This is a genomic window from Bacillus sp. ABA4_010 (assembly GCF_056159105.1).
In genome coordinates this window covers 88,735-109,502 of sequence record NZ_JBSWUN010000001.1, presented here as the reverse complement: position 1 = coordinate 109,502, position 20,768 = coordinate 88,735, and the positions used below count along the sequence as shown (strand labels likewise).

19 protein-coding genes, 2 rRNA genes and 1 other annotated feature are annotated in these 20,768 nt (G+C 42.0%); all 21 genes read left to right on the top strand.

The window, feature by feature from the left end; genetic code table 11:
• Positions 1–5: 5 nt before the first annotated feature.
• The 21 genes from ACXAEO_RS00725 (at position 6) to nusG (ending at position 20,757) form a co-directional block, all read left to right on the top strand.
• A 23S ribosomal RNA gene (locus ACXAEO_RS00725) occupies positions 6–2,937 on the top strand.
• Positions 2,938–3,003: 66 nt separating this feature from the next.
• Positions 3,004–3,119 (top strand): 5S ribosomal RNA (gene rrf / locus ACXAEO_RS00720).
• A gap of 465 nt (positions 3,120–3,584) precedes the next feature.
• A complete protein-coding gene (locus tag ACXAEO_RS00715) occupies positions 3,585–4,046 on the top strand; it encodes a CtsR family transcriptional regulator (protein ID WP_474876860.1) in 462 nt (153 codons plus the stop codon).
• A 39-nt stretch (positions 4,047–4,085) separates the two neighbouring features.
• The gene (locus tag ACXAEO_RS00710) at positions 4,086–4,646 is read left to right on the top strand and encodes a UvrB/UvrC motif-containing protein (protein WP_474876858.1); all 561 of its coding nucleotides are present in this window, start codon (positions 4,086–4,088) and stop codon (positions 4,644–4,646) included.
• The gene (locus tag ACXAEO_RS00705) at positions 4,636–5,727 is read left to right on the top strand and encodes a protein arginine kinase (RefSeq protein ID WP_474876856.1); all 1,092 of its coding nucleotides are present in this window, start codon (positions 4,636–4,638) and stop codon (positions 5,725–5,727) included. The genes ACXAEO_RS00710 and ACXAEO_RS00705 overlap by 11 nt, the downstream gene beginning before the upstream one ends.
• Positions 5,728–8,172: an ATP-dependent protease ATP-binding subunit ClpC gene (clpC, locus tag ACXAEO_RS00700; protein WP_474876854.1), complete on the top strand. Its 2,445-nt coding sequence runs from the start codon at positions 5,728–5,730 to the stop codon at positions 8,170–8,172.
• Between the two features lie 141 nt (positions 8,173–8,313).
• Positions 8,314–9,690 (top strand): DNA repair protein RadA, encoded by a 1,377-nt coding sequence (gene radA / locus ACXAEO_RS00695; protein WP_474876852.1) that lies wholly within the window; start codon positions 8,314–8,316, stop codon positions 9,688–9,690.
• A 2-nt stretch (positions 9,691–9,692) separates the two neighbouring features.
• The gene (gene disA, locus ACXAEO_RS00690; protein ID WP_474876850.1) at positions 9,693–10,766 is read left to right on the top strand and encodes a DNA integrity scanning diadenylate cyclase DisA; all 1,074 of its coding nucleotides are present in this window, start codon (positions 9,693–9,695) and stop codon (positions 10,764–10,766) included.
• Between the two features lie 116 nt (positions 10,767–10,882).
• Positions 10,883–11,986: a PIN/TRAM domain-containing protein gene (locus ACXAEO_RS00685; protein WP_474876848.1), complete on the top strand. Its 1,104-nt coding sequence runs from the start codon at positions 10,883–10,885 to the stop codon at positions 11,984–11,986.
• A 71-nt stretch (positions 11,987–12,057) separates the two neighbouring features.
• Positions 12,058–12,747 (top strand): 2-C-methyl-D-erythritol 4-phosphate cytidylyltransferase, encoded by a 690-nt coding sequence (ispD, locus tag ACXAEO_RS00680; protein ID WP_474876845.1) that lies wholly within the window; start codon positions 12,058–12,060, stop codon positions 12,745–12,747.
• A gap of 12 nt (positions 12,748–12,759) precedes the next feature.
• Positions 12,760–13,239, top strand: coding sequence for a 2-C-methyl-D-erythritol 2,4-cyclodiphosphate synthase (ispF, locus tag ACXAEO_RS00675; RefSeq protein ID WP_474876841.1), 480 nt, complete (start codon positions 12,760–12,762; stop codon positions 13,237–13,239).
• Positions 13,240–13,328: 89 nt separating this feature from the next.
• Positions 13,329–14,786: a glutamate--tRNA ligase gene (gene gltX / locus ACXAEO_RS00670; RefSeq protein WP_474876838.1), complete on the top strand. Its 1,458-nt coding sequence runs from the start codon at positions 13,329–13,331 to the stop codon at positions 14,784–14,786.
• Positions 14,787–14,830: 44 nt separating this feature from the next.
• Positions 14,831–15,060, top strand: a binding site (T-box leader).
• Between the two features lie 71 nt (positions 15,061–15,131).
• On the top strand, positions 15,132–15,788 hold the full coding sequence (gene cysE, locus ACXAEO_RS00665) for a serine O-acetyltransferase (protein WP_474876836.1): 657 nt from the start codon (positions 15,132–15,134) through the stop codon (positions 15,786–15,788).
• The gene (cysS, locus tag ACXAEO_RS00660) at positions 15,778–17,175 is read left to right on the top strand and encodes a cysteine--tRNA ligase (RefSeq protein WP_474876881.1); all 1,398 of its coding nucleotides are present in this window, start codon (positions 15,778–15,780) and stop codon (positions 17,173–17,175) included. Before cysE ends, cysS begins: the two co-directional genes overlap by 11 nt.
• A 6-nt stretch (positions 17,176–17,181) precedes the next feature.
• Positions 17,182–17,601, top strand: coding sequence for a Mini-ribonuclease 3 (locus ACXAEO_RS00655; protein WP_474876832.1), 420 nt, complete (start codon positions 17,182–17,184; stop codon positions 17,599–17,601).
• Position 17,602: 1 nt separating this feature from the next.
• A complete protein-coding gene (gene rlmB / locus ACXAEO_RS00650; RefSeq protein WP_474876829.1) occupies positions 17,603–18,346 on the top strand; it encodes a 23S rRNA (guanosine(2251)-2'-O)-methyltransferase RlmB in 744 nt (247 codons plus the stop codon).
• Between the two features lie 2 nt (positions 18,347–18,348).
• The gene (locus tag ACXAEO_RS00645; RefSeq protein ID WP_474876827.1) at positions 18,349–18,858 is read left to right on the top strand and encodes an NYN domain-containing protein; all 510 of its coding nucleotides are present in this window, start codon (positions 18,349–18,351) and stop codon (positions 18,856–18,858) included.
• A gap of 61 nt (positions 18,859–18,919) precedes the next feature.
• A complete protein-coding gene (sigH, locus tag ACXAEO_RS00640; protein ID WP_474876879.1) occupies positions 18,920–19,576 on the top strand; it encodes an RNA polymerase sporulation sigma factor SigH in 657 nt (218 codons plus the stop codon).
• Positions 19,577–19,660: 84 nt separating this feature from the next.
• Positions 19,661–19,810, top strand: a complete 150-nt coding sequence (gene rpmG, locus ACXAEO_RS00635) for a 50S ribosomal protein L33 (protein WP_474876825.1) — start codon at positions 19,661–19,663, stop codon at positions 19,808–19,810.
• A gap of 64 nt (positions 19,811–19,874) precedes the next feature.
• Positions 19,875–20,057 (top strand): preprotein translocase subunit SecE, encoded by a 183-nt coding sequence (gene secE, locus ACXAEO_RS00630; protein ID WP_028397324.1) that lies wholly within the window; start codon positions 19,875–19,877, stop codon positions 20,055–20,057.
• A gap of 166 nt (positions 20,058–20,223) precedes the next feature.
• Positions 20,224–20,757, top strand: coding sequence for a transcription termination/antitermination protein NusG (gene nusG, locus ACXAEO_RS00625; RefSeq protein WP_474876822.1), 534 nt, complete (start codon positions 20,224–20,226; stop codon positions 20,755–20,757).
• Positions 20,758–20,768: the final 11 nt, after the last annotated feature.

Sequence of the window (20,768 nt, the reverse complement as noted above, 5' to 3'; positions counted from 1 at the left end):
CGAATGGTTAAGTTAGAAAGGGCGCACGGTGAATGCCTTGGCACTAGGAGCCGATGAAGGACGGGACTAACACCGATATGCTTCGGGGAGCTGTAAGTGAGCTTTGATCCGGAGATTTCCGAATGGGGAAACCCACTGTTCGTAATGGAACAGTATCTTTACCTGAATACATAGGGTATGGAAGGCAGACCCGGGGAACTGAAACATCTAAGTACCCGGAGGAAGAGAAAGCAATTGCGATTTCCTGAGTAGCGGCGAGCGAAACGGAATTAGCCCAAACCAAGAGGCTTGCCTCTTGGGGTTGTAGGACACTCTATACGGAGTTACAAAGGAACGAAGTAGATGAAGAGGCCTGGAAAGGCCCGTCAAAGAAGGTAACAACCCTGTAGTTGAAACTTCGTTCCCTCTTGAGTGGATCCTGAGTACGGCGGGACACGAGAAATCCCGTCGGAAGCTGGGAGGACCATCTCCCAAGGCTAAATACTCCCTAGTGACCGATAGTGAACCAGTACCGTGAGGGAAAGGTGAAAAGCACCCCGGAAGGGGAGTGAAAGAGATCCTGAAACCGTGTGCCTACAAGTAGTCAGAGCCCGTTAACGGGTGATGGCGTGCCTTTTGTAGAATGAACCGGCGAGTTACGATCCCATGCAAGGTTAAGTTGAAGAGACGGAGCCGCAGCGAAAGCGAGTCTGAATAGGGCGAATGAGTATGTGGTCGTAGACCCGAAACCAGGTGATCTACCCATGTCCAGGGTGAAGTTCAGGTAACACTGAATGGAGGCCCGAACCCACGCACGTTGAAAAGTGCGGGGATGAGGTGTGGGTAGCGGAGAAATTCCAATCGAACCTGGAGATAGCTGGTTCTCTCCGAAATAGCTTTAGGGCTAGCCTCAAGATAAGAGTCTCGGAGGTAGAGCACTGATTGGACTAGGGGCCCCCAACGGGTTACCGAATTCAGTCAAACTCCGAATGCCGAAGACTTATTCTTGGGAGTCAGACTGCGAGTGATAAGATCCGTAGTCAAGAGGGAAACAGCCCAGACCACCAGCTAAGGTCCCAAAGTATACGTTAAGTGGAAAAGGATGTGGAGTTGCTTAGACAACCAGGATGTTGGCTTAGAAGCAGCCACCATTTAAAGAGTGCGTAATAGCTCACTGGTCGAGTGACTCTGCGCCGAAAATGTACCGGGGCTAAACGTATCACCGAAGCTGTGGATGGACATCTACGATGTCCGTGGTAGGAGAGCGTTCTAAGGGCGGTGAAGTCAGACCGGAAGGACTGGTGGAGCGCTTAGAAGTGAGAATGCCGGTATGAGTAGCGAAAGATGGGTGAGAATCCCATCCACCGTATGCCTAAGGTTTCCTGAGGAAGGCTCGTCCGCTCAGGGTTAGTCGGGACCTAAGCCGAGGCCGAAAGGCGTAGGCGATGGATAACAGGTTGATATTCCTGTACTACCTCCCCACCGTTTGAGTAATGGGGGGACGCAGAAGGATAGGGTAAGCGCGCTGTTGGATATGCGCGTCCAAGCAGTAAGGCTGAGAAGTAGGCAAATCCGCTTCTCGTAAGGTTGAGCTGTGATGGCGAGGGAAATAAAGTACCGAAGTTCCTGATTTCACGCTGCCAAGAAAAGCCTCTAGCGAGGTGGGAGGTACCCGTACCGCAAACCGACACAGGTAGGCGAGGAGAGAATCCTAAGGTGTTCGAGAGAACTCTCGTTAAGGAACTCGGCAAAATGACCCCGTAACTTCGGGAGAAGGGGTGCTCTGATAGGGTGCAAGCCCGAGAGAGCCGCAGTGAATAGGCCCAGGCGACTGTTTAGCAAAAACACAGGTCTCTGCGAAGCCGTAAGGCGAAGTATAGGGGCTGACACCTGCCCGGTGCTGGAAGGTTAAGGGGAGAGGTTAGCGCAAGCGAAGCTTTGAACCGAAGCCCCAGTAAACGGCGGCCGTAACTATAACGGTCCTAAGGTAGCGAAATTCCTTGTCGGGTAAGTTCCGACCCGCACGAAAGGTGTAACGATCTGGGCACTGTCTCAACGAGAGACTCGGTGAAATTATAGTACCTGTGAAGATGCAGGTTACCCGCGACAGGACGGAAAGACCCCGTGGAGCTTTACTGTAGCCTGATATTGCATTTTGGTACAGCTTGTACAGGATAGGTAGGAGCCTTGGAAGCCGGAGCGCCAGCTTCGGTGGAGGCATCGGTGGGATACTACCCTGGCTGTATTGAAATTCTAACCCGCACCCCTCATCGGGGTGGGAGACAGTGTCAGGTGGGCAGTTTGACTGGGGCGGTCGCCTCCTAAAATGTAACGGAGGCGCCCAAAGGTTCCCTCAGAATGGTTGGAAATCATTCGTAGAGTGTAAAGGCACAAGGGAGCTTGACTGCGAGACCTACAAGTCGAGCAGGGACGAAAGTCGGGCTTAGTGATCCGGTGGTTCCGCATGGAAGGGCCATCGCTCAACGGATAAAAGCTACCCCGGGGATAACAGGCTTATCTCCCCCAAGAGTCCACATCGACGGGGAGGTTTGGCACCTCGATGTCGGCTCATCGCATCCTGGGGCTGTAGTCGGTCCCAAGGGTTGGGCTGTTCGCCCATTAAAGCGGTACGCGAGCTGGGTTCAGAACGTCGTGAGACAGTTCGGTCCCTATCCGTCGCGGGCGCAGGAAATTTGAGAGGAGCTGTCCTTAGTACGAGAGGACCGGGATGGACGCACCGCTGGTGTACCAGTTGTCTTGCCAAAGGCATCGCTGGGTAGCTATGTGCGGACGGGATAAGTGCTGAAAGCATCTAAGCATGAAGCCCCCCTCAAGATGAGATTTCCCATAGCGTCAAGCTAGTAAGATCCCTGAAAGATGATCAGGTTGATAGGTCAGAGGTGGAAGCACGGCGACGTGTGGAGCTGACTGATACTAATCGATCGAGGACTTAACCAATTTTAAAGCACAACGTGCTTTTCTCAGCTGCAGTTATCTAGTTTTGAAGGAATAACCTTCATATTGTCTGGTGATGATGGCGAAGAGGTCACACCCGTTCCCATGCCGAACACGGAAGTTAAGCTCTTCAGCGCCGATGGTAGTTGGGGGTCTCCCCCTGTGAGAGTAGGACATTGCCAGGCACGCTAAAAAGATTAGTCAAATGACTAATCTTTTTTTATTTTTTGCACAAGATTAGACAAATTTAATATGATAATCCATAATAAAATGAAAATACATACGTCAGATTACTAGTTATAATCTTTGCAGCAGGTTTTGAAAAGGTAAAGTTGGGTAATCCTATAATTAAACTACCATTAAATTAAAACGGTAGTGGGTGCCTGCGAATACCAGTGCATCCACCAGACTACCTTGTACGCTGACTCACTACTTCGTTGAGTGTGGGAATGGTTAGAACGTTGACGATTTTCCCTAGCAGACGTTTTTCCTGCTAGAATTTATATCTTCAGTTTTCAAAGAATTTAGATGCAGTTTGTCAATATAGAGTGGCTAGGCGTAAAATGCAAGTAAGAATGCTTGAAAAAAACTTTCATAAATTTTATATTATAGATAAAGTCAAATATAGTCAAAGTCAGAGGGAGGGACTTATGCGAAATATATCTGACATCATTGAACAATATTTAAAGCAAATTCTTAATTCGAGCGAAAAAGACATTTTGGAAATTAAGAGAAGCGAGATTGCTGATAAATTTCAATGTGTCCCTTCGCAAATCAATTACGTGATAAACACTCGCTTTACGTTAGAGCAAGGATATATAGTGGAAAGCAAACGAGGGGGCGGAGGTTTCATACGAATCATTAAAGTGAAATCTCATAACACCTCTCATTTATTTGAGCAAGTGCTCAGTATGATTCCAAATAAGATAGCACAAACGAGTTCAGAAAATCTTATTATACGTTTAGTAGAAGAAGAGGTCATTACTCACCGTGAAGCGAAGATGATGTTAAGTGTTATGGACCGCTCTGTTATCGGAGTAGAGTTGCCATATCGCGATGAATTGAGAGCAAAGTTATTGAAAGCAATGTTAAACGCTTTAAGATATCGATAATGAACCTCTAGTGTATTCAAAGTCGGGAGAGGTGGAAAAATGGTTTGTGAGCAATGTAATTTAAGACCAGCAACCCTTCATTTTACAAAGGTAATCAATGGACAAAAATCAGAAATCCGTTTATGTGAACAATGCGCGAAAGAAAATGGAGAGATGTTGGGCATGTCAGGTAGCACGGGCTTTTCCATTAATAATTTGTTAGCCGGTCTATTAAACATGGATTCCTCTCAAAAGGAAGCCTCAACACAACCTTTTAATCCGAGTCAGGTTGAACAATGTCCAAACTGTCAATTAACTTATCGGCAATTTGCTAAATTCGGACGATTCGGCTGTTCCCAATGCTATGATACTTTTCGAAGTTCACTTACCCCTTTTTTAAAAAGACTTCATGCTGGTAATCACGTTCATTCAGGAAAAATCCCTAAGAGAATCGGAAGCAATCTACATTTAAAAAAGGAATTAGAGCAACAAAGGTTGAAATTAAAAGAATACATTTTGCAAGAGGAATTCGAAAAAGCAGCAATGTTAAGGGATCAAATAAGAGAGTTGGAAAAGCAAATCCGAGATAAAAAAGGAGGGGGAAGGGCAAATGGAGAATGAATCCTTCTTTAATCAAGCGATTAGTTCTTGGATGAGCCAAAATGGACCTGATTCTGATATTGTGTTAAGCAGTCGAATTCGATTAGCTCGAAATTTAGAGCAATACCCTTTCCCAATTATCGCGACAAATGAACAAGCGTTGGAACTTGTAGCGATGTTTAAGGAGAATATAAAGGATCTTTCCCTTGCTTTGTCTAATCTAGAGTTCTTGGAGATGACCGACTTAAAACCACTTGAAAAAAGAGTATTAGTTGAAAAACATTTGATTAGTCCTCAATTAGCTGAAGAGGCCAATTTTGGAGCTTGTCTTCTTTCGCCAAATGAAGAAATCAGCATTATGGTGAATGAGGAAGATCATTTACGCATACAATGTTTATTTCCAGGGCTTCAGCTTTCAGCGGCACTTCAAAAAGCGAATGAGTTGGATGATTTGATTGAGGCACATGTCAACTACGCATTTGATGAACAAGTAGGTTACTTGACTAGTTGTCCAACGAATGTAGGAACAGGGCTTAGAGCATCTGTGATGATGCATTTACCTGCTCTAGTCATGACGAGACAAATAGATCGTATTATCCCTGCTATCAACCAACTTGGCTTAGTGGTCCGAGGAACATATGGAGAGGGAAGTGAAGCTCTCGGGAATATATTTCAAGTGTCTAATCAAATTACATTGGGCAAATCGGAAGAAGACATTGTTAATCATTTAAACAGTGTTGTTCAACAAATTATTGCCCAGGAGCGTTCGGCAAGGGATGCTTTAGTGAAAACGTCTAATTTAGAGTTAGAAGACCGTGTTTTCCGTTCTTACGGAACACTTCTTTATAGCCGCATTATTGAATCCAAGGAAGCTTCTCGGTGTTTATCAGATGTCCGTTTAGGAATTGATCTTGGATATGTCAAAGATATACCACGAAGTATTTTAAATGAATTAATGATTATTACCCAACCTGGATTTTTACAGCAATACGCAGGAAGAGCTCTAAGGCCTGACGAACGTGATATTAGAAGAGCATCTATTATTCGTGCATGTCTGACCTTAAGAAAATTTAATGATACAAATATGGAGGGTGATGAATAAATGATGTTTGGTAGATTTACAGAACGCGCACAGAAGGTCTTAGCTTTAGCACAGGAAGAGGCATTGCGTTTAGGTCATAATAATATTGGAACAGAACATATTTTATTAGGAATTGTTCGCGAAGGTGAAGGGATTGCGGCAAAGGCACTGCTAGCTCTTGGCTTAGGACCGGAAAAAATTCAAAAAGAGGTCGAGTCTCTAATTGGCCGGGGACAAGAAATTACACAAACGATTCACTATACTCCGAGAGCCAAAAAGGTTATTGAGCTATCAATGGATGAAGCACGTAAACTTGGACATTCTTACGTAGGAACAGAACATATTTTACTAGGACTTATACGTGAGGGTGAAGGTGTCGCTGCTCGAGTTTTAAATAATGTAGGGGTAAGCTTAAATAAAGCAAGGCAGCAAGTACTTCAGTTACTAGGAAGTAATGAAGCTTCATCAAGCCATCAAGGGGGAGCAGCAGCTAATGCTAACACGCCAACTCTTGATAGTCTTGCAAGAGATTTAACAGCTATTGCAAGAGAGGGAAGATTAGATCCTGTTATTGGGCGTAGCAAAGAAATTCAACGTGTGATTGAAGTGTTGAGCCGTCGTACAAAGAACAATCCTGTATTAATTGGTGAACCAGGTGTTGGTAAAACAGCTATTGCAGAAGGCTTAGCACAGCAAATTGTCAATAACGAAGTGCCTGAAATTTTGCGTGACAAACGTGTTATGACGCTTGATATGGGGACTGTAGTAGCTGGGACAAAATATCGCGGAGAATTTGAAGATCGTCTCAAGAAAGTAATGGATGAAATTCGTCAAGCAGGGAACATTATTTTATTTATCGACGAATTGCATACTTTAATTGGTGCTGGGGGAGCTGAGGGAGCAATTGATGCATCAAATATTTTGAAGCCATCTCTAGCTCGAGGCGAACTGCAATGTATTGGCGCCACAACGTTGGATGAATATCGTAAATATATCGAAAAAGATGCGGCTTTAGAGCGTCGTTTCCAGCCAATTCAAGTTGATGAACCAACGATGGAAGAGTCTATCCAAATCTTACAAGGATTAAGAGACCGGTATGAAGCACATCACCGCGTTTCTATTACAGATGAAGCTATTGAGCAGGCTGTGAAACTCTCAGATCGTTATATTTCAGATCGATTCCTGCCGGATAAGGCTATTGACTTAATTGATGAAGCTGGCTCTAAAGTGCGTTTACGTTCTTTCACAACGCCTCCTAATTTGAAAGAGTTGGAGCAACGATTAGAATCTGTGCGTAAGGAGAAAGATGCTGCTGTCCAAAGTCAAGAATTTGAAAAGGCTGCATCATTACGTGATACAGAGCAAAGACTACGTGAAGAATTAGAAGAAACAAAGAAAGAATGGAAAGAAAAACAAGGCCAAGAAAATTCGGAAGTAACGGTTGAAGATATTGCCATGGTGGTAGCAAGCTGGACGGGTATTCCTGTATCCAAACTCGCTCAGGAGGAAACAGAGCGTTTATTGAATATGGAAGAGATTCTCCACTCGCGTGTCATTGGTCAAGAAGAAGCTGTTAAGGCTGTAGCTAAAGCCGTTCGCCGAGCACGTGCGGGGTTAAAAGATCCAAAACGCCCTATTGGATCATTTATTTTCTTAGGACCAACTGGTGTAGGGAAAACTGAATTAGCTCGTGCATTGGCCGAATCCATCTTTGGTGACGAGGATGCGATGATTCGAATTGATATGTCAGAATACATGGAGAAGCATTCTACATCTCGTCTCGTCGGTTCTCCTCCAGGATATGTTGGGTATGATGAAGGTGGACAGCTAACAGAGAAAGTAAGAAGAAAACCGTATTCGGTTGTATTATTAGATGAAATTGAAAAAGCGCATCCCGATGTATTCAACATCTTATTGCAAGTATTAGAGGACGGACGTTTAACAGATTCAAAAGGACGTACAGTTGACTTCCGTAACACAATCTTAATTATGACATCGAATGTCGGAGCGGACACGCTAAAGAGAAACAAATATGTAGGCTTTAACGTGCAGGATGAGAGTCAGGATTATAAAGACATGAAAGGGAAAGTGATGGGCGAGCTTAAGCGTGCTTTCCGCCCAGAGTTCTTAAACCGTATAGATGAAATCATTGTCTTCCACTCACTCGAAAAGCAACACTTACAAAACATCGTCACGCTAATGGCGAAACAATTAACTACTCGATTAAAAGAACAAGACATCGAGTTACATTTAACAGATGAGGCTATTGCTAAGATTGCTGAGGAAGGGTTTGACCCAGAGTACGGGGCTCGTCCACTTCGTCGAGCAATTCAGAAGCATATTGAAGATCGTTTATCTGAAGAACTCTTAAAAGGGACGATCCAAAAAGGCCAAAAAATTGAGCTGGATGTGGTAGAAGGAGAATTTAAAGTTCGTTCTATTGAAGCGAGCGGAATTAGCCAATAAGACAAAATAGTTGATAAGCAACAGGCATACGTTTATAAGTCGTATGCCTTCTTTTTTCTCATTCTATAAGGAAAGCGCTTGACGGTGGAAGAATATTCTTTTGGGTAATATTGGATAAAATAACAAAAACGAGGTTACAACATGGCAAAGAAAAAAACAAAATTTATGTGTCAAGACTGTGGGTATGAATCACCTAAATGGATGGGGAAATGCCCGGGCTGCGGTAAATGGAATACAATGGTGGAGGAAGTCGAGCAAGTTACAGCCAATCGACGGGGAGCCTTCACGGGAGCGACGACTTCCGTTTCGCTAAAACCTCAATCCATCAGTTCAATCGAATCTACGAGCGAACCGAGAATTTTTACGAAGTTAGCTGAATTAAACAGGGTATTAGGGGGAGGGATTGTTAAAGGGTCCTTAGTGTTAATTGGAGGAGACCCTGGGATTGGGAAATCCACGCTGCTTCTACAAACATCCGCTCAATTAGCTGAAAGTGATTATAAGGTGTTATACATTTCCGGAGAGGAATCGACAAAGCAAACGAAACTCCGTGCCGATCGACTCAATATTAATGCCCCTCAACTATATGTACATTCTGAGACGAATCTGGAGCTAATTACGCACATCATCTCTGAAATGGATCCAGATTTTGTTGTTATCGATTCTATTCAAACCATCTATCACCCCGATATTACGTCAGCACCAGGGAGTGTCTCTCAAGTACGCGAGTGTACAGCCGATTTAATGAGAATTGCAAAAACAAAAGGAATTGCAATCTTTATTGTCGGGCATGTTACAAAAGAAGGAGCAATTGCCGGGCCTAGATTGTTAGAACATATGGTGGATACGGTGTTGTATTTCGAAGGAGAAAGGCACCATACGTATCGGATTTTAAGAGCCGTAAAAAATCGTTTTGGTTCTACGAATGAAATGGGCATCTTTGAGATGAAAGAAGTAGGATTGGAAGAGGTGCTAAACCCATCTGAGATTTTCCTAGAGGAACGTTCGCAAGGGGCGGCTGGTTCAATCGTTGTTGCATCAATGGAAGGAACAAGACCTGTTTTGGTAGAATTACAAGCATTAATTAGTCCGACAAGTTTTGGAAATCCGAGAAGAATGGCTACAGGTATTGACCACAATCGTGTGTCACTTATTATGGCGGTGTTAGAAAAGCGAGTTGGACTTTTATTGCAGAATCAAGATGCTTATTTAAAAGTAGCTGGTGGAGTGAAACTGGATGAACCAGCTATTGATTTAGCTGTTGCTGTGAGTATTGCTTCTAGCTTCCGAGATGTTTCTTCACAGGCGACGGATGTAGTAATTGGTGAAATTGGGCTGACAGGGGAAATTCGCCGGGTTTCTCGGATTGAACAACGTGTACAAGAAGCTGCTAAATTAGGGTTCCAACGAGTGATTCTTCCAGAACGAAATCTAGGGGGGTGGACTGTTCCGAAAGGTGTGGAAGTGATTGGAGTTTCGACTGTAGCGGAAGCATTGCAGTACACGCTAGGGGGATAGGGATGGAAAAAGAAAAGGACAATGATCAACAAATCTCTGACATTCTAAAGCTCGTGGCACCTGGAACACCCATCAGAGAAGGAATTGATAATGTGTTGAGGGCCAAAACGGGAGGCTTAATTGTACTAGGTTATAATGATCACGTGAAGCATCTCGTGGATGGCGGTTTTTCAATTGATTGCCTATTTACCCCTGCACATTTGTACGAATTGGCCAAAATGGACGGGGCGATTATTTTAAATGAGGAAGGGAGCAAGATTTTATTTGCGAATGCACAGCTCATTCCGAACCCCTCGACTCCGTCTTCAGAAACAGGAATGCGGCATCGAACAGCTGAGCGCGTAGCAAGGCAAACAGGTGCCTTAGTGATTGCCATATCTCAAAGAAGAAACGTTATCACGTTATACAAAGGCTCCTTACGTTACGTGTTAAAAGATATTGGTGTCATCTTAGCAAAAGCAAATCAAGCTTTAGAAACATTAGAAAAGTATAAGGCGGTGCTAGATGACGCGATTAATAATTTAACGGCCTTGGAGTTCGAAGAACAAGTCACGCATGTGGAAGTGATTCAATCTTTGCATCGGATTGAAATGGTATTGAGAATTAAAAATGAGATTTTAAGTTATATTGGTGAATTAGGGGTAGAAGGACGTTTAATTCGCCTCCAAATGAATGAGTTGCTGGCAGATGTAGAGCAGGAAGCCGTGTTGCTTATTAAAGACTATACCTTTAATTCAGAGCAAGACCCTTATAAGATTATTGCGAAAATGCAAGAGATGTTTAACAATGTACTGCTTGATGATCAGACGCTGCTCCGGTTAATGGGCTATCCGGTTTATACGAGTTTTGAGGATGCTATTCAGCCAAGGGGGTATCGAATGCTTCATAAAATTCCTCGACTCCCCATTATTATTATTGAAAATCTAGTGGAACATTTTCAACATTTAAGAGGGGTATTCAACGCATCTGTGGAAGAACTAGATGATGTAGAGGGAATTGGCGAAATTCGAGCGAAGAAAATTAAAGAAGGGTTGAAAAGACTAAAAGAACAGTATTTTCTAGGAAGGAAAATATAGCGAACCAACACATGCTCGTCTAGAACATAACATTTTGATTACAAATTGGACTTTATAGCAAATAAGAGGTTTCAATCATTGTAAACTGTTTATAATGAATAAAGGGAGGTGAGTACGTGTTAAAGCGTATTGTACAATTATTTTTTATTATCACAGGCGGAACACTAGGTGTTTTTTTTATACCGGAACTTATAGATTTATTAAATATGCAAGGTATGACGTTCTTAGAAAAATCATATGTTCATGCTGGATTAGGAGCATTGTTGTTTTACGTTGTGACATTTTGGGTTGTCGATTATGTCGTCAACTTTATCCGTTGGTTTGAAGAAACATTGGTAAAAGCCCCCGTGACGGATGTGTTATTTGGAAGTCTGGGATTAATTCTTGGGTTAGTGGTGGCTTATCTTGTGGTGTTACCTTTAAAGAGTGTTCAAATTCAAGTGGTCAACACCGTGCTCCCTATTTTTTTAACGATTTTACTAGGGTATTTAGGTTTTCAAGTGGGGTTTAAAAGAAGGGATGAGCTCGTCAATTTGTTCTCTATTCCTGCCCGTATTGGAAAAAAGAAGGCCTCAGAAGAAGAGCAAGAAGCAGAACGAGTAGCAGCAGGGAAAAAACTCAAAATTTTAGATACAAGTGTCATTATTGATGGGCGCATTGCGGATATTTGTCAAACTGGATTTTTAGAAGGGGTTCTTGTCATTCCCCAATTCGTCTTAGAAGAGTTGCAGCATATTGCGGATTCTTCCGACGTGTTAAAACGAAACCGTGGTAGAAGAGGACTCGATATTTTAAACCGTATTCAAAAAGAATTGGCCATCAAAGTAGAGATTTATGAGGGAGATTTTGATGAAATTCAGGAAGTAGACAGTAAGTTGGTCAAGCTGGCTAAACTAACTTCAGGTGTTGTGGTTACAAATGATTTTAACTTAAATAAAGTATGTGAGCTCCAAAGCGTATCGGTCTTGAACATTAACGATTTGGCGAATGCTGTTAAACCTGTAGTATTGCCTGGGGAAGAATTAACGGTACTTGTCATTAAAGATGGAAAAGAGCATAATCAAGGTGTTGCATATTTAGATGATGGGACGATGATAGTTGTAGAAGATGGTAGAGACTATATCGGAAAGACAATCGAAGTACTTGTCACGAGTGTTTTGCAAACATCTGCCGGACGGATGATTTTTGCCAAACCAAAGCTTTTAGAAAAGGCGTTATAAAAAATAGCACGGTTTCCTCCACGGATAACTTTTAGACAAAGTGAAAGAGAAAGATAGAGGAGAAGGCATTTATGAATTATACGGTGGTTATTCCTGCTGCAGGGCAAGGAAAGCGTATGAAGGCCGGGAAAAACAAACAATTTATTAAGTTGCGTGAAGCTCCTGTCATTATTCATACATTAAGAGTATTTGAGCAGGATGAATGGTGTAAAGAGGTTGTCTTAGTCATTAATCCAGAGGAACGAAAAGAATTTGAGCAACTTCTCACTTCATACAGCATTCAGAAAGTCCGCTCTTTAATTGAAGGTGGAGCAGAACGCCAGCATAGTGTGTATAATGGGTTGAACACGTTAGACGATGAAGGCATTGTGTTGATTCACGATGGGGCGAGACCATTTGTAGCACGAGAGTCCATTCATCAATTAGTACAGGTTGCCCAAGAGGAAAAAGCCGCTGTGTTGGGAGTTCCGGTTAAAGATACAATTAAGAGAGTTCAAGGCGGCCATATCGTCGATACGATTGAACGCTCAAGCTTGTGGGCTATCCAAACGCCGCAAGCTTTTCTTGTTCCTTTCATTAAGCTAGCCCATGAAGAGGCACGAAAGCAATCCTTTTTAGGAACTGACGATGCTAGTTTAGTGGAACAACTGGGGGAGCGGGTTAAAGTAGTCGAAGGCGACTATGATAACATCAAATTAACAACTCCTGAAGATTTATGGTATGCTGAAGCCATTCTACAAAAAAGAGAACAAACAAAATAAGGTGGGAATAAGATGAACATTCGAATTGGGCAAGGGTTTGACGTCCATGAATTCGCTGAAGGGCGTCCGCTTATTATAGGGGGAATTGAAATCCCGCACACGGTTGGATTGTTAGGTCATTCCGATGCAGATGTCTTATTGCATGCGATTTCCGACGCTATATTAGGAGCTATTGCGAAAGGGGATATCGGAAAGCATTTCCCGGATACGTCAGCAGACTTTAAAGATGCAGACTCGGCGGAATTATTGAAGCAAGTTTGGGCGATGGCAAAAGCGGAAGGATATGAACTAAGTAACGTTGATTGCACGATTATCGCTCAAAAGCCAAAGATGGCTCCTTATATTGATGTTATGAGGGAACGTATTGCTTCTTTGTTAGAAGTATCTGTTGCTCAAGTGAATGTAAAAGCAACCACGACAGAAAAGCTTGGTTTTACAGGACGGGAAGAAGGGATCGCAGCTCAAGCGGCTGTACTCGTTTATCAAAAATAAAGAAAGACGTTCTTTGCCAACCTGTTGTTTGGTGTTAAAATAACGATGGATACTACATACGATTAGATAAAATGGAGGGCACTCAGACCATGTCAAAAGAAGTACGCGTCCGTTATGCACCTAGTCCGACTGGACATCTTCACATTGGAAATGCACGAACGGCTTTATTTAACTATTTATTTGCCAAAAATCAAAATGGAAAATTCATCATTCGAATTGAAGATACGGATAAGAAAAGAAATATTGAGGGCGGAGAAGAAAGTCAGCTTAAATATTTAAAATGGCTTGGCATCAATTGGGATGAGAGCATTGATGTGGGCGGAGAGTACGGGCCGTATCGCCAATCAGAACGAACAGAGATTTATCAAAAATATACGGAAGAACTGCTTGAAAAAGGCTTGGCTTATAAATGTTATTGTACCGAGGAAGAGCTTGAGCAAGAGCGTGAACAGCAATCTGCTGAAGGGCAAACCCCTCAATACTCAGGGAAGTGCCGCCATTTAACAGAAGAGCAACGCGTTGAATTGGAAAAAGAAGGCCGCCAGCCAAGTGTTCGCTTCGCTGTCCAAAGCGAACGAATTTACACATTTAATGATATGGTAAAAGGTGAGCTTTCCTTTGAGGCAAATGGAATTGGTGATTTTGTTATTGTGAAAAAAGATGGGACGCCTACTTACAACTATGCAGTAGCAGTAGATGATCATTTAATGCAAATGACCCATATTTTGCGTGGGGACGACCACATTTCGAACACACCTAAACAATTAATGATCTATGAAGCACTTGGATGGGAACCACCTATCTTTGGACATATGACGTTAATTGTGAATGAAAGCCGCAAAAAATTAAGTAAACGTGATGAATCTATCATTCAGTTCATTGAGCAGTATGCAGATTTAGGTTACTTACCGGAAGCGTTATTCAACTTTATTGCCCTTTTAGGGTGGTCTCCAGTCGGAGAAGAGGAGATTTTCTCACAGGAAGAATTCATTAACATCTTTGATGCAGAACGCCTGTCTAAATCACCGGCGCTATTTGATACAAACAAGCTTCGCTGGATGAACAACCAATACGTGAAGCAGCTAGAAGTAGATCGATTAGTGGAACTTTCTCTGCCTCACTTGATTAAAGCAGGTAAGGTAGAAGAAACGATGGATGAAGAAAAGAAAAAGTGGGTTCAAGACTTAATCGTTCTTCATCAGGAAAAAATGAGCTATGGAGCAGAGATTGTTGAGTTGACGGAACTTTTCTTTAAACAAGAAATTGACTATAATCGTGAAGCGCGTGAAGTATTAGAAGAAGAGCAAGTGCCAGAGGTGTTAAAGGCGTTTGCGGATGAATTGAAAGCTTCAGATGATTTCTCTGCTGATGCGATTAAGGCTGCAACAAAAGCCGTTCAAAAAGCAACTGGCCAAAAAGGGAAAAAATTATTTATGCCAATTCGTGTGGCAACAACGGGGCAAACTCATGGGCCAGACCTTCCACAGGCGATTCACTTACTTGGAAAAGAAACGGTTTTAGCTCGTTTAGAGCGAGTTATTGGTTAACAACAGAGAAATTTTATAATATAGTGAATATAGATTTATATTGTTAAAAAGCGTCGAGAAGGAAAAGTAAAAAGTACGGCCATTACAGAGAGAACCGCCTTTGGCTGAAATCGGTTCATGAGTCCGCCTTTTGAAGTGCACCTTCGAGCCTTTTGCTGAACGGAGAACTATTTTTTAGTAGGCAAAAGCGGATTCTCTACCGTTATAAGAGCAGAGTTGGGGCTTTATCAGCCTAAACAGAGTGGAACCGCGTAACAAACATTACGTCTCTGTGTCTTAGACGCAGAGGCTTTTTTTTGTTCCATGATTGTGAAAATGAACTATCAAAAATAGGGGGATGGGCAAATGTTTAAGGTGTTAAAAGAGGATATTGAAGTTATCTTCGACCAAGATCCTGCAGCAAGGAGCTATATAGAGGTCATCCTAACTTACTCCGGACTGCATGCCATTTGGGCGCATCGTTTGGCTCATGCACTTTTTAAACGAAAATGGTTTTTTCTGGCCCGTGCCATCTCACAAATTAGCCGCTTTTTTACCGGAATTGAAATTCATCCAGGTGCTAAAATCGGCCGCCGCTTTTTTATCGATCACGGAATGGGAATTGTAATAGGGGAAACGTGTGAAATAGGAGATAATGTTACGGTTTATCAAGGAGTGACCTTGGGAGGGACAGGAAAAGAAAAAGGAAAGCGGCATCCGACTATTGAAGACAATGTTTTGATTGCGACAGGGGCGAAAGTTCTTGGGTCAATTACAGTAGGAGCTAATTCAAAAATCGGCGCAGGGTCGGTTGTGTTACACCCTGTTCCTTCTAACTCGACTGTCGTCGGTATCCCGGGGAAAGTGAGAATCCAAAACGGTGTTCATGTGGGCAAAGACTTAAACCACCGAGATTTACCGGATCCGGTAGCAGATAAGTTCAAAGAACTAGAAGAAGAGATGGAAAAGCTAAGACAAGAACTGAAACAATTAAAGGAAGGGACGTATGAAAATGAGCATTAAACTTTACAATACATTGACTCGGAAAAAAGAAGAGTTTCAACCGCTGGAAGAAAATAAGGTGAAAATGTATGTATGCGGTCCGACTGTATACAACTACATTCACATCGGAAATGCACGACCAGCAATTGTGTTTGACACCGTCCGCCGTTATTTAGAATTTAAAGGATATGAAGTGCAATACGTGTCTAATTTCACGGATGTGGACGACAAGCTCATTAAAGCCGCTAACGAATTAGGGGAAGATGTGCCAAGTATCGCGGAGCGTTTTATTGAGGCGTATTTTGAAGATGTCTCTGCCCTTGGATGCAAAAAGGCGACAGTTCATCCACGTGTAACGGAGAGCATGGATATTATCATTGACTTTGTTTCTGCTCTTATTGAAAAAGGGTATGCTTATGAAGCGGGAGGAGATGTTTATTACCGTACACGTAAATTTGACGAATACGGAAAACTGTCTCACCAATCAATTGATGAACTGCGTCTTGGTACTCGAATTGAAGTAGGAGAGAAAAAGCAAGATCCATTGGATTTCGTTTTATGGAAAGCGGCGAAAGAGGGAGAGATTTACTGGGATAGCCCTTGGGGGAAGGGAAGACCGGGGTGGCATATTGAGTGCTCAGCGATGGCACGAAAATACCTTGGAGAGACCATTGATATTCATGCAGGCGGACAGGATTTGGCATTCCCTCACCATGAAAATGAAATTGCGCAGTCGGAAGCTTTAACCGGCAAACCATTTGCTAAGTATTGGCTTCATAACGGCTATATTAATATTGATAATGAAAAAATGTCCAAATCGCTTGGGAATTTTGTTCTTGTTCATGACATTATTAAAAAACATGCTCCACAGCTGTTGCGATTCTTTATTTTATCCGTTCACTATCGTCATCCGATTAACTACAGTGAGGAAATTCTGGAGAATACAAGAAAAGGATTGGAGCGTCTCCACACATCTTATCAAAATTTAAAACATCGATTGGAGAGTTCTAATAATCTAACAGATCATGATGACCAATGGTTGAAGACGATACAAGCGCTTCATGAAACGTTTGTACGTGAAATGGATGATGATTTTAACACAGCTAATGCGATTGCCGTATTGTTTGATTTATCGAAACAGGCCAACCTGTACTTATTAGAAAAAAACACATCAAAAACGGTTGTGAAAGCTTTTATTGATGAATTGGTGTTACTTGCTAATGTTCTTGGCTTGAGCTTTGAAGAGGAAGAATTGCTCGACGAGGAAATTGAAGCATTAATCCAACAGCGTATAGATGCAAGAAAAAATCGTGACTTTGCTTTGGCAGACCAAATTCGTGATGAGCTGAAAGCACAAAATATCATTTTGGAAGACACAGCACAAGGAACGAGATGGAAAAGAGGCTAAGCAGTCATGACAGACAGTGTAAAACAAGTAGACGCAAAGCAGTTAAATAGTTTGGCTCTGGCGTACATGGGAGATAGCGTATTTGATGTCTATGTACGCCATCACCTCCTTGCTAAAGGGGGCATTCGGCCGAATCATTTGCATAATCAGGCAAAACAGTTTGTTTCAGCTAAAGCGCAAGCAAAAGTGGTCCTGACATTAAGAGACCAGGATTTCTTTTCGGAGGAAGAAACAGCTGTTTTGAAACGAGGACGTAACGCAAAATCAGGGACTGTTCCTAAAAATACGGATGTGCAAACATATCGATACAGTACCGCTTTTGAAGCATTGATCGGTTATCACTACTTACTGAAAAACGAACAGCGGATGGAAGAAATCATTTTTACTGCTATTCGTTTAACCGAAGAACAGAAAGGAGGCCAATAATATGGAACAGGAATACATCATTGGAAGAAACCCTGTCTTAGAGGCCTTAAAATCCGGAAGAGAAATTAATAAAATGTGGGTAGCAGAAGGTGCCCAAAAAGGCTCCATCAATCAAATTATTCAATTAGCAAAACAAAACGGAGTATTAACTCAAGTCGTTCCAAAGCGGAAAATTGAACAAATGGTAGAAGGCAACCATCAAGGGGTCGTCGCTCAAGTGGCAGCTTATGAATATGCAGAGATGGAGGACTTGTTTCAAAAAGCAGAAGAGCGAAACGAAGTACCGTTCTTTTTATTGTTGGATGAAATTGAAGATCCTCATAATTTAGGTTCCATTATGAGAACGGCGGATGCAGTGGGAGCGCACGGAATTATTATACCGAAACGCCGAGCAGTCGGTTTAACTGCGACAGTGGCTAAAGCTTCGACGGGAGCGATTGAACATATCCCTGTCACACGGGTTACCAATTTATCAAGGACGATCGATGAGTTGAAAGAAAAAGGATTATGGGTGGCAGGAACAGATGCAAAAGGAACGGATGATTATCGCCAGCTTGATGGAACAATGCCTCTATTATTGGTAGTCGGGAGTGAAGGAAAAGGCATGAGCCGCATTATCCGTGATAAATGTGACTTCCTTGTCCGCCTTCCAATGGTGGGGCAAGTAACTTCTTTGAATGCTTCCGTAGCGGCCAGTTTATTAATGTATGAGGTATTTCGTAAACGCCATCCGCTAGGTGGATAAAAATGAATATCCTGCTTGTAGACGGATACAACATCATTGGTGCCTGGCCGGAATTACGGCGATTAAAAGACTCCGATTTACCGGCTGCCCGTGATTTGTTAATTGAGAAGATGGCCGAATACAAAGCGTACACTGGTTTTCAGGTCATTATCGTATTTGATGCCCACCTTGTACATGGCATTGAGAAAAAGGCGAAAAATCATACTGTTGAGGTCATTTTTACAAGAGAAAATGAAACGGCGGATGAACGCATTGAAAAGCTTGCGATATCTTTAAATGATATCCGTACACAAATTCATGTAGCGACGTCGGATTTTACAGAGCAGTGGGCGATTTTTGGACAAGGTGCCTTAAGGAAATCAGCCCGGGAACTTAGAGAAGAAATGTTGGAGATTGAAAAAGATATTAAACAGGATGTCAAAGCGATTCAGGAAAAAAAACCGGTGGCACGAATCAAACTTTCAGATGATGTTGTAGAAATATTCGAAAAATGGCGACGAGGAGAGCGCTGAGACAGTTGACGCTTTAAAAAAAGCTACTGTATAATATTTCTATCTACATGCGGTCGGGGGGATTAGCGTGGGCTCTAAAATTGGGAGAAAGTCAAATGCAAATTTGGATCAGCTAGAGGATGAAGCAATCGTAGAGATGGTGCACAATGGTGACAGCGATGCATTGGAACATTTAATACACAAGTATAAAAACTTTGTGCGCGCAAAGGCAAGGTCTTATTTTCTAATTGGGGCAGATCGCGAAGACATCGTTCAAGAAGGAATGATTGGCTTATACAAAGCCATTCGGGATTTTAGGGAAGACAAGCTAACTTCTTTTAAGGCGTTTGCTGAATTATGTATCACACGCCAAATCATTACAGCGATTAAAACGGCTACAAGGCAAAAACATATCCCATTAAATTCATATGTATCGTTGGACAAGCCAATTTATGATGAAGAATCAGACCGTACCTTGATGGATGTAATTTCAGGGGCGAAGGTTATGGATCCTGAAGAATTAATTATTAATCAGGAAGAGTTTGACGACATTGAATTAAAAATGGCTGAGCTATTGAGTGATTTAGAAAGAAAAGTGCTAGTCCTTTATTTAGATGGACGCTCTTATCAAGAAATATCGGAAGAACTGAACAGACATGTGAAATCTATTGATAATGCTTTGCAAAGAGTGAAGCGGAAACTCGAGCGCTATTTGGAATATAGGGAAGTCACTTTATAGTTTTCTTTCCCGCCGAATATTGACATGAAAAGAACCAGTGTGTTAACTTTTTATGGACATCATCAATATATTGGGTGGTTTAACATGCGTAAAAAAGTAATACTCGCTTGTGAGGAATGTGGCAGTCGCAATTATACAACCATGAAAAGCGATGAAAATTCTCAAAAGCGTTTAGAAATAAAAAAGTTTTGCAAGGCTTGCAATAACCATACGAGCCATCGTGAGACGAAATAACATCGTGTTTTATTGAATAACTGACGGATTAAGCACCCCTGTATAATTGGAGGTAACCTATATTATGAATCGTCTTGGGAAATTTTTGCGTGACGTCGTACGGGAAATGAAAAAGGTAAGCTGGCCGAAAAGGAAAGAGCTGACTACCTATACAATTACTGTATTAACGACGGTTGTTCTCATGACTGTTTTTTTTGCTGCGGTAGATTTAGGCATTTCTTCTTTAATTCGATTAGTGCTTGAATAAATTGGCCAAAAAGATGGTATAATAGTTGGAGAATAAATTTTTAATTAAAAAGCCCGGAAACGGGTTTTTTAATTTGCTTTCTAAACATGTAAAAGTTGACGGATCAAGTCGGGTGTAATCCTAATTTAAAAGTAATTGGGGAGGGACGGACGGATAGTCCTCGTAAATGGAGAAAAATTGGTATGTTGTCCATACTTATTCTGGATACGAAAATAAAGTGAAAACAAATCTTGAAAAGCGTGTTGAAACAATGGCGATGCAAGATAAAATTTTCCGCGTGGTAGTTCCAGAAGAAGAAGAGAAAGAAATTAAGAATAATAAAACAAAAGTAACAAAGAAAAAAGTATTTCCAGGCTATGTTTTAGTCGAAATCATCATGACGGATGATTCTTGGTATGTCGTACGAAATACACCAGGTGTTACAGGGTTTGTAGGATCAAGCGGTTCAGGATCCAAGCCAACGCCGCTTTTACCTGACGAAGTGAACATGATTCTAAAGAGAATGGGCATGGATGACGACCTTGCTGATTTTGATTTTGAATTAAATGAAACAGTTATGGTAAAAGAAGGACCTTTTGCGAACTTTGAAGGTGCGATTGAAGAGATTGATATGGACAAGCGCAAAGTGAAGGTTCTTGTAAATATGTTCGGGCGTGAGACGCCGGTAGAATTAGATTTTAATCAAATTGATAAAATATAATTACAAAAAAC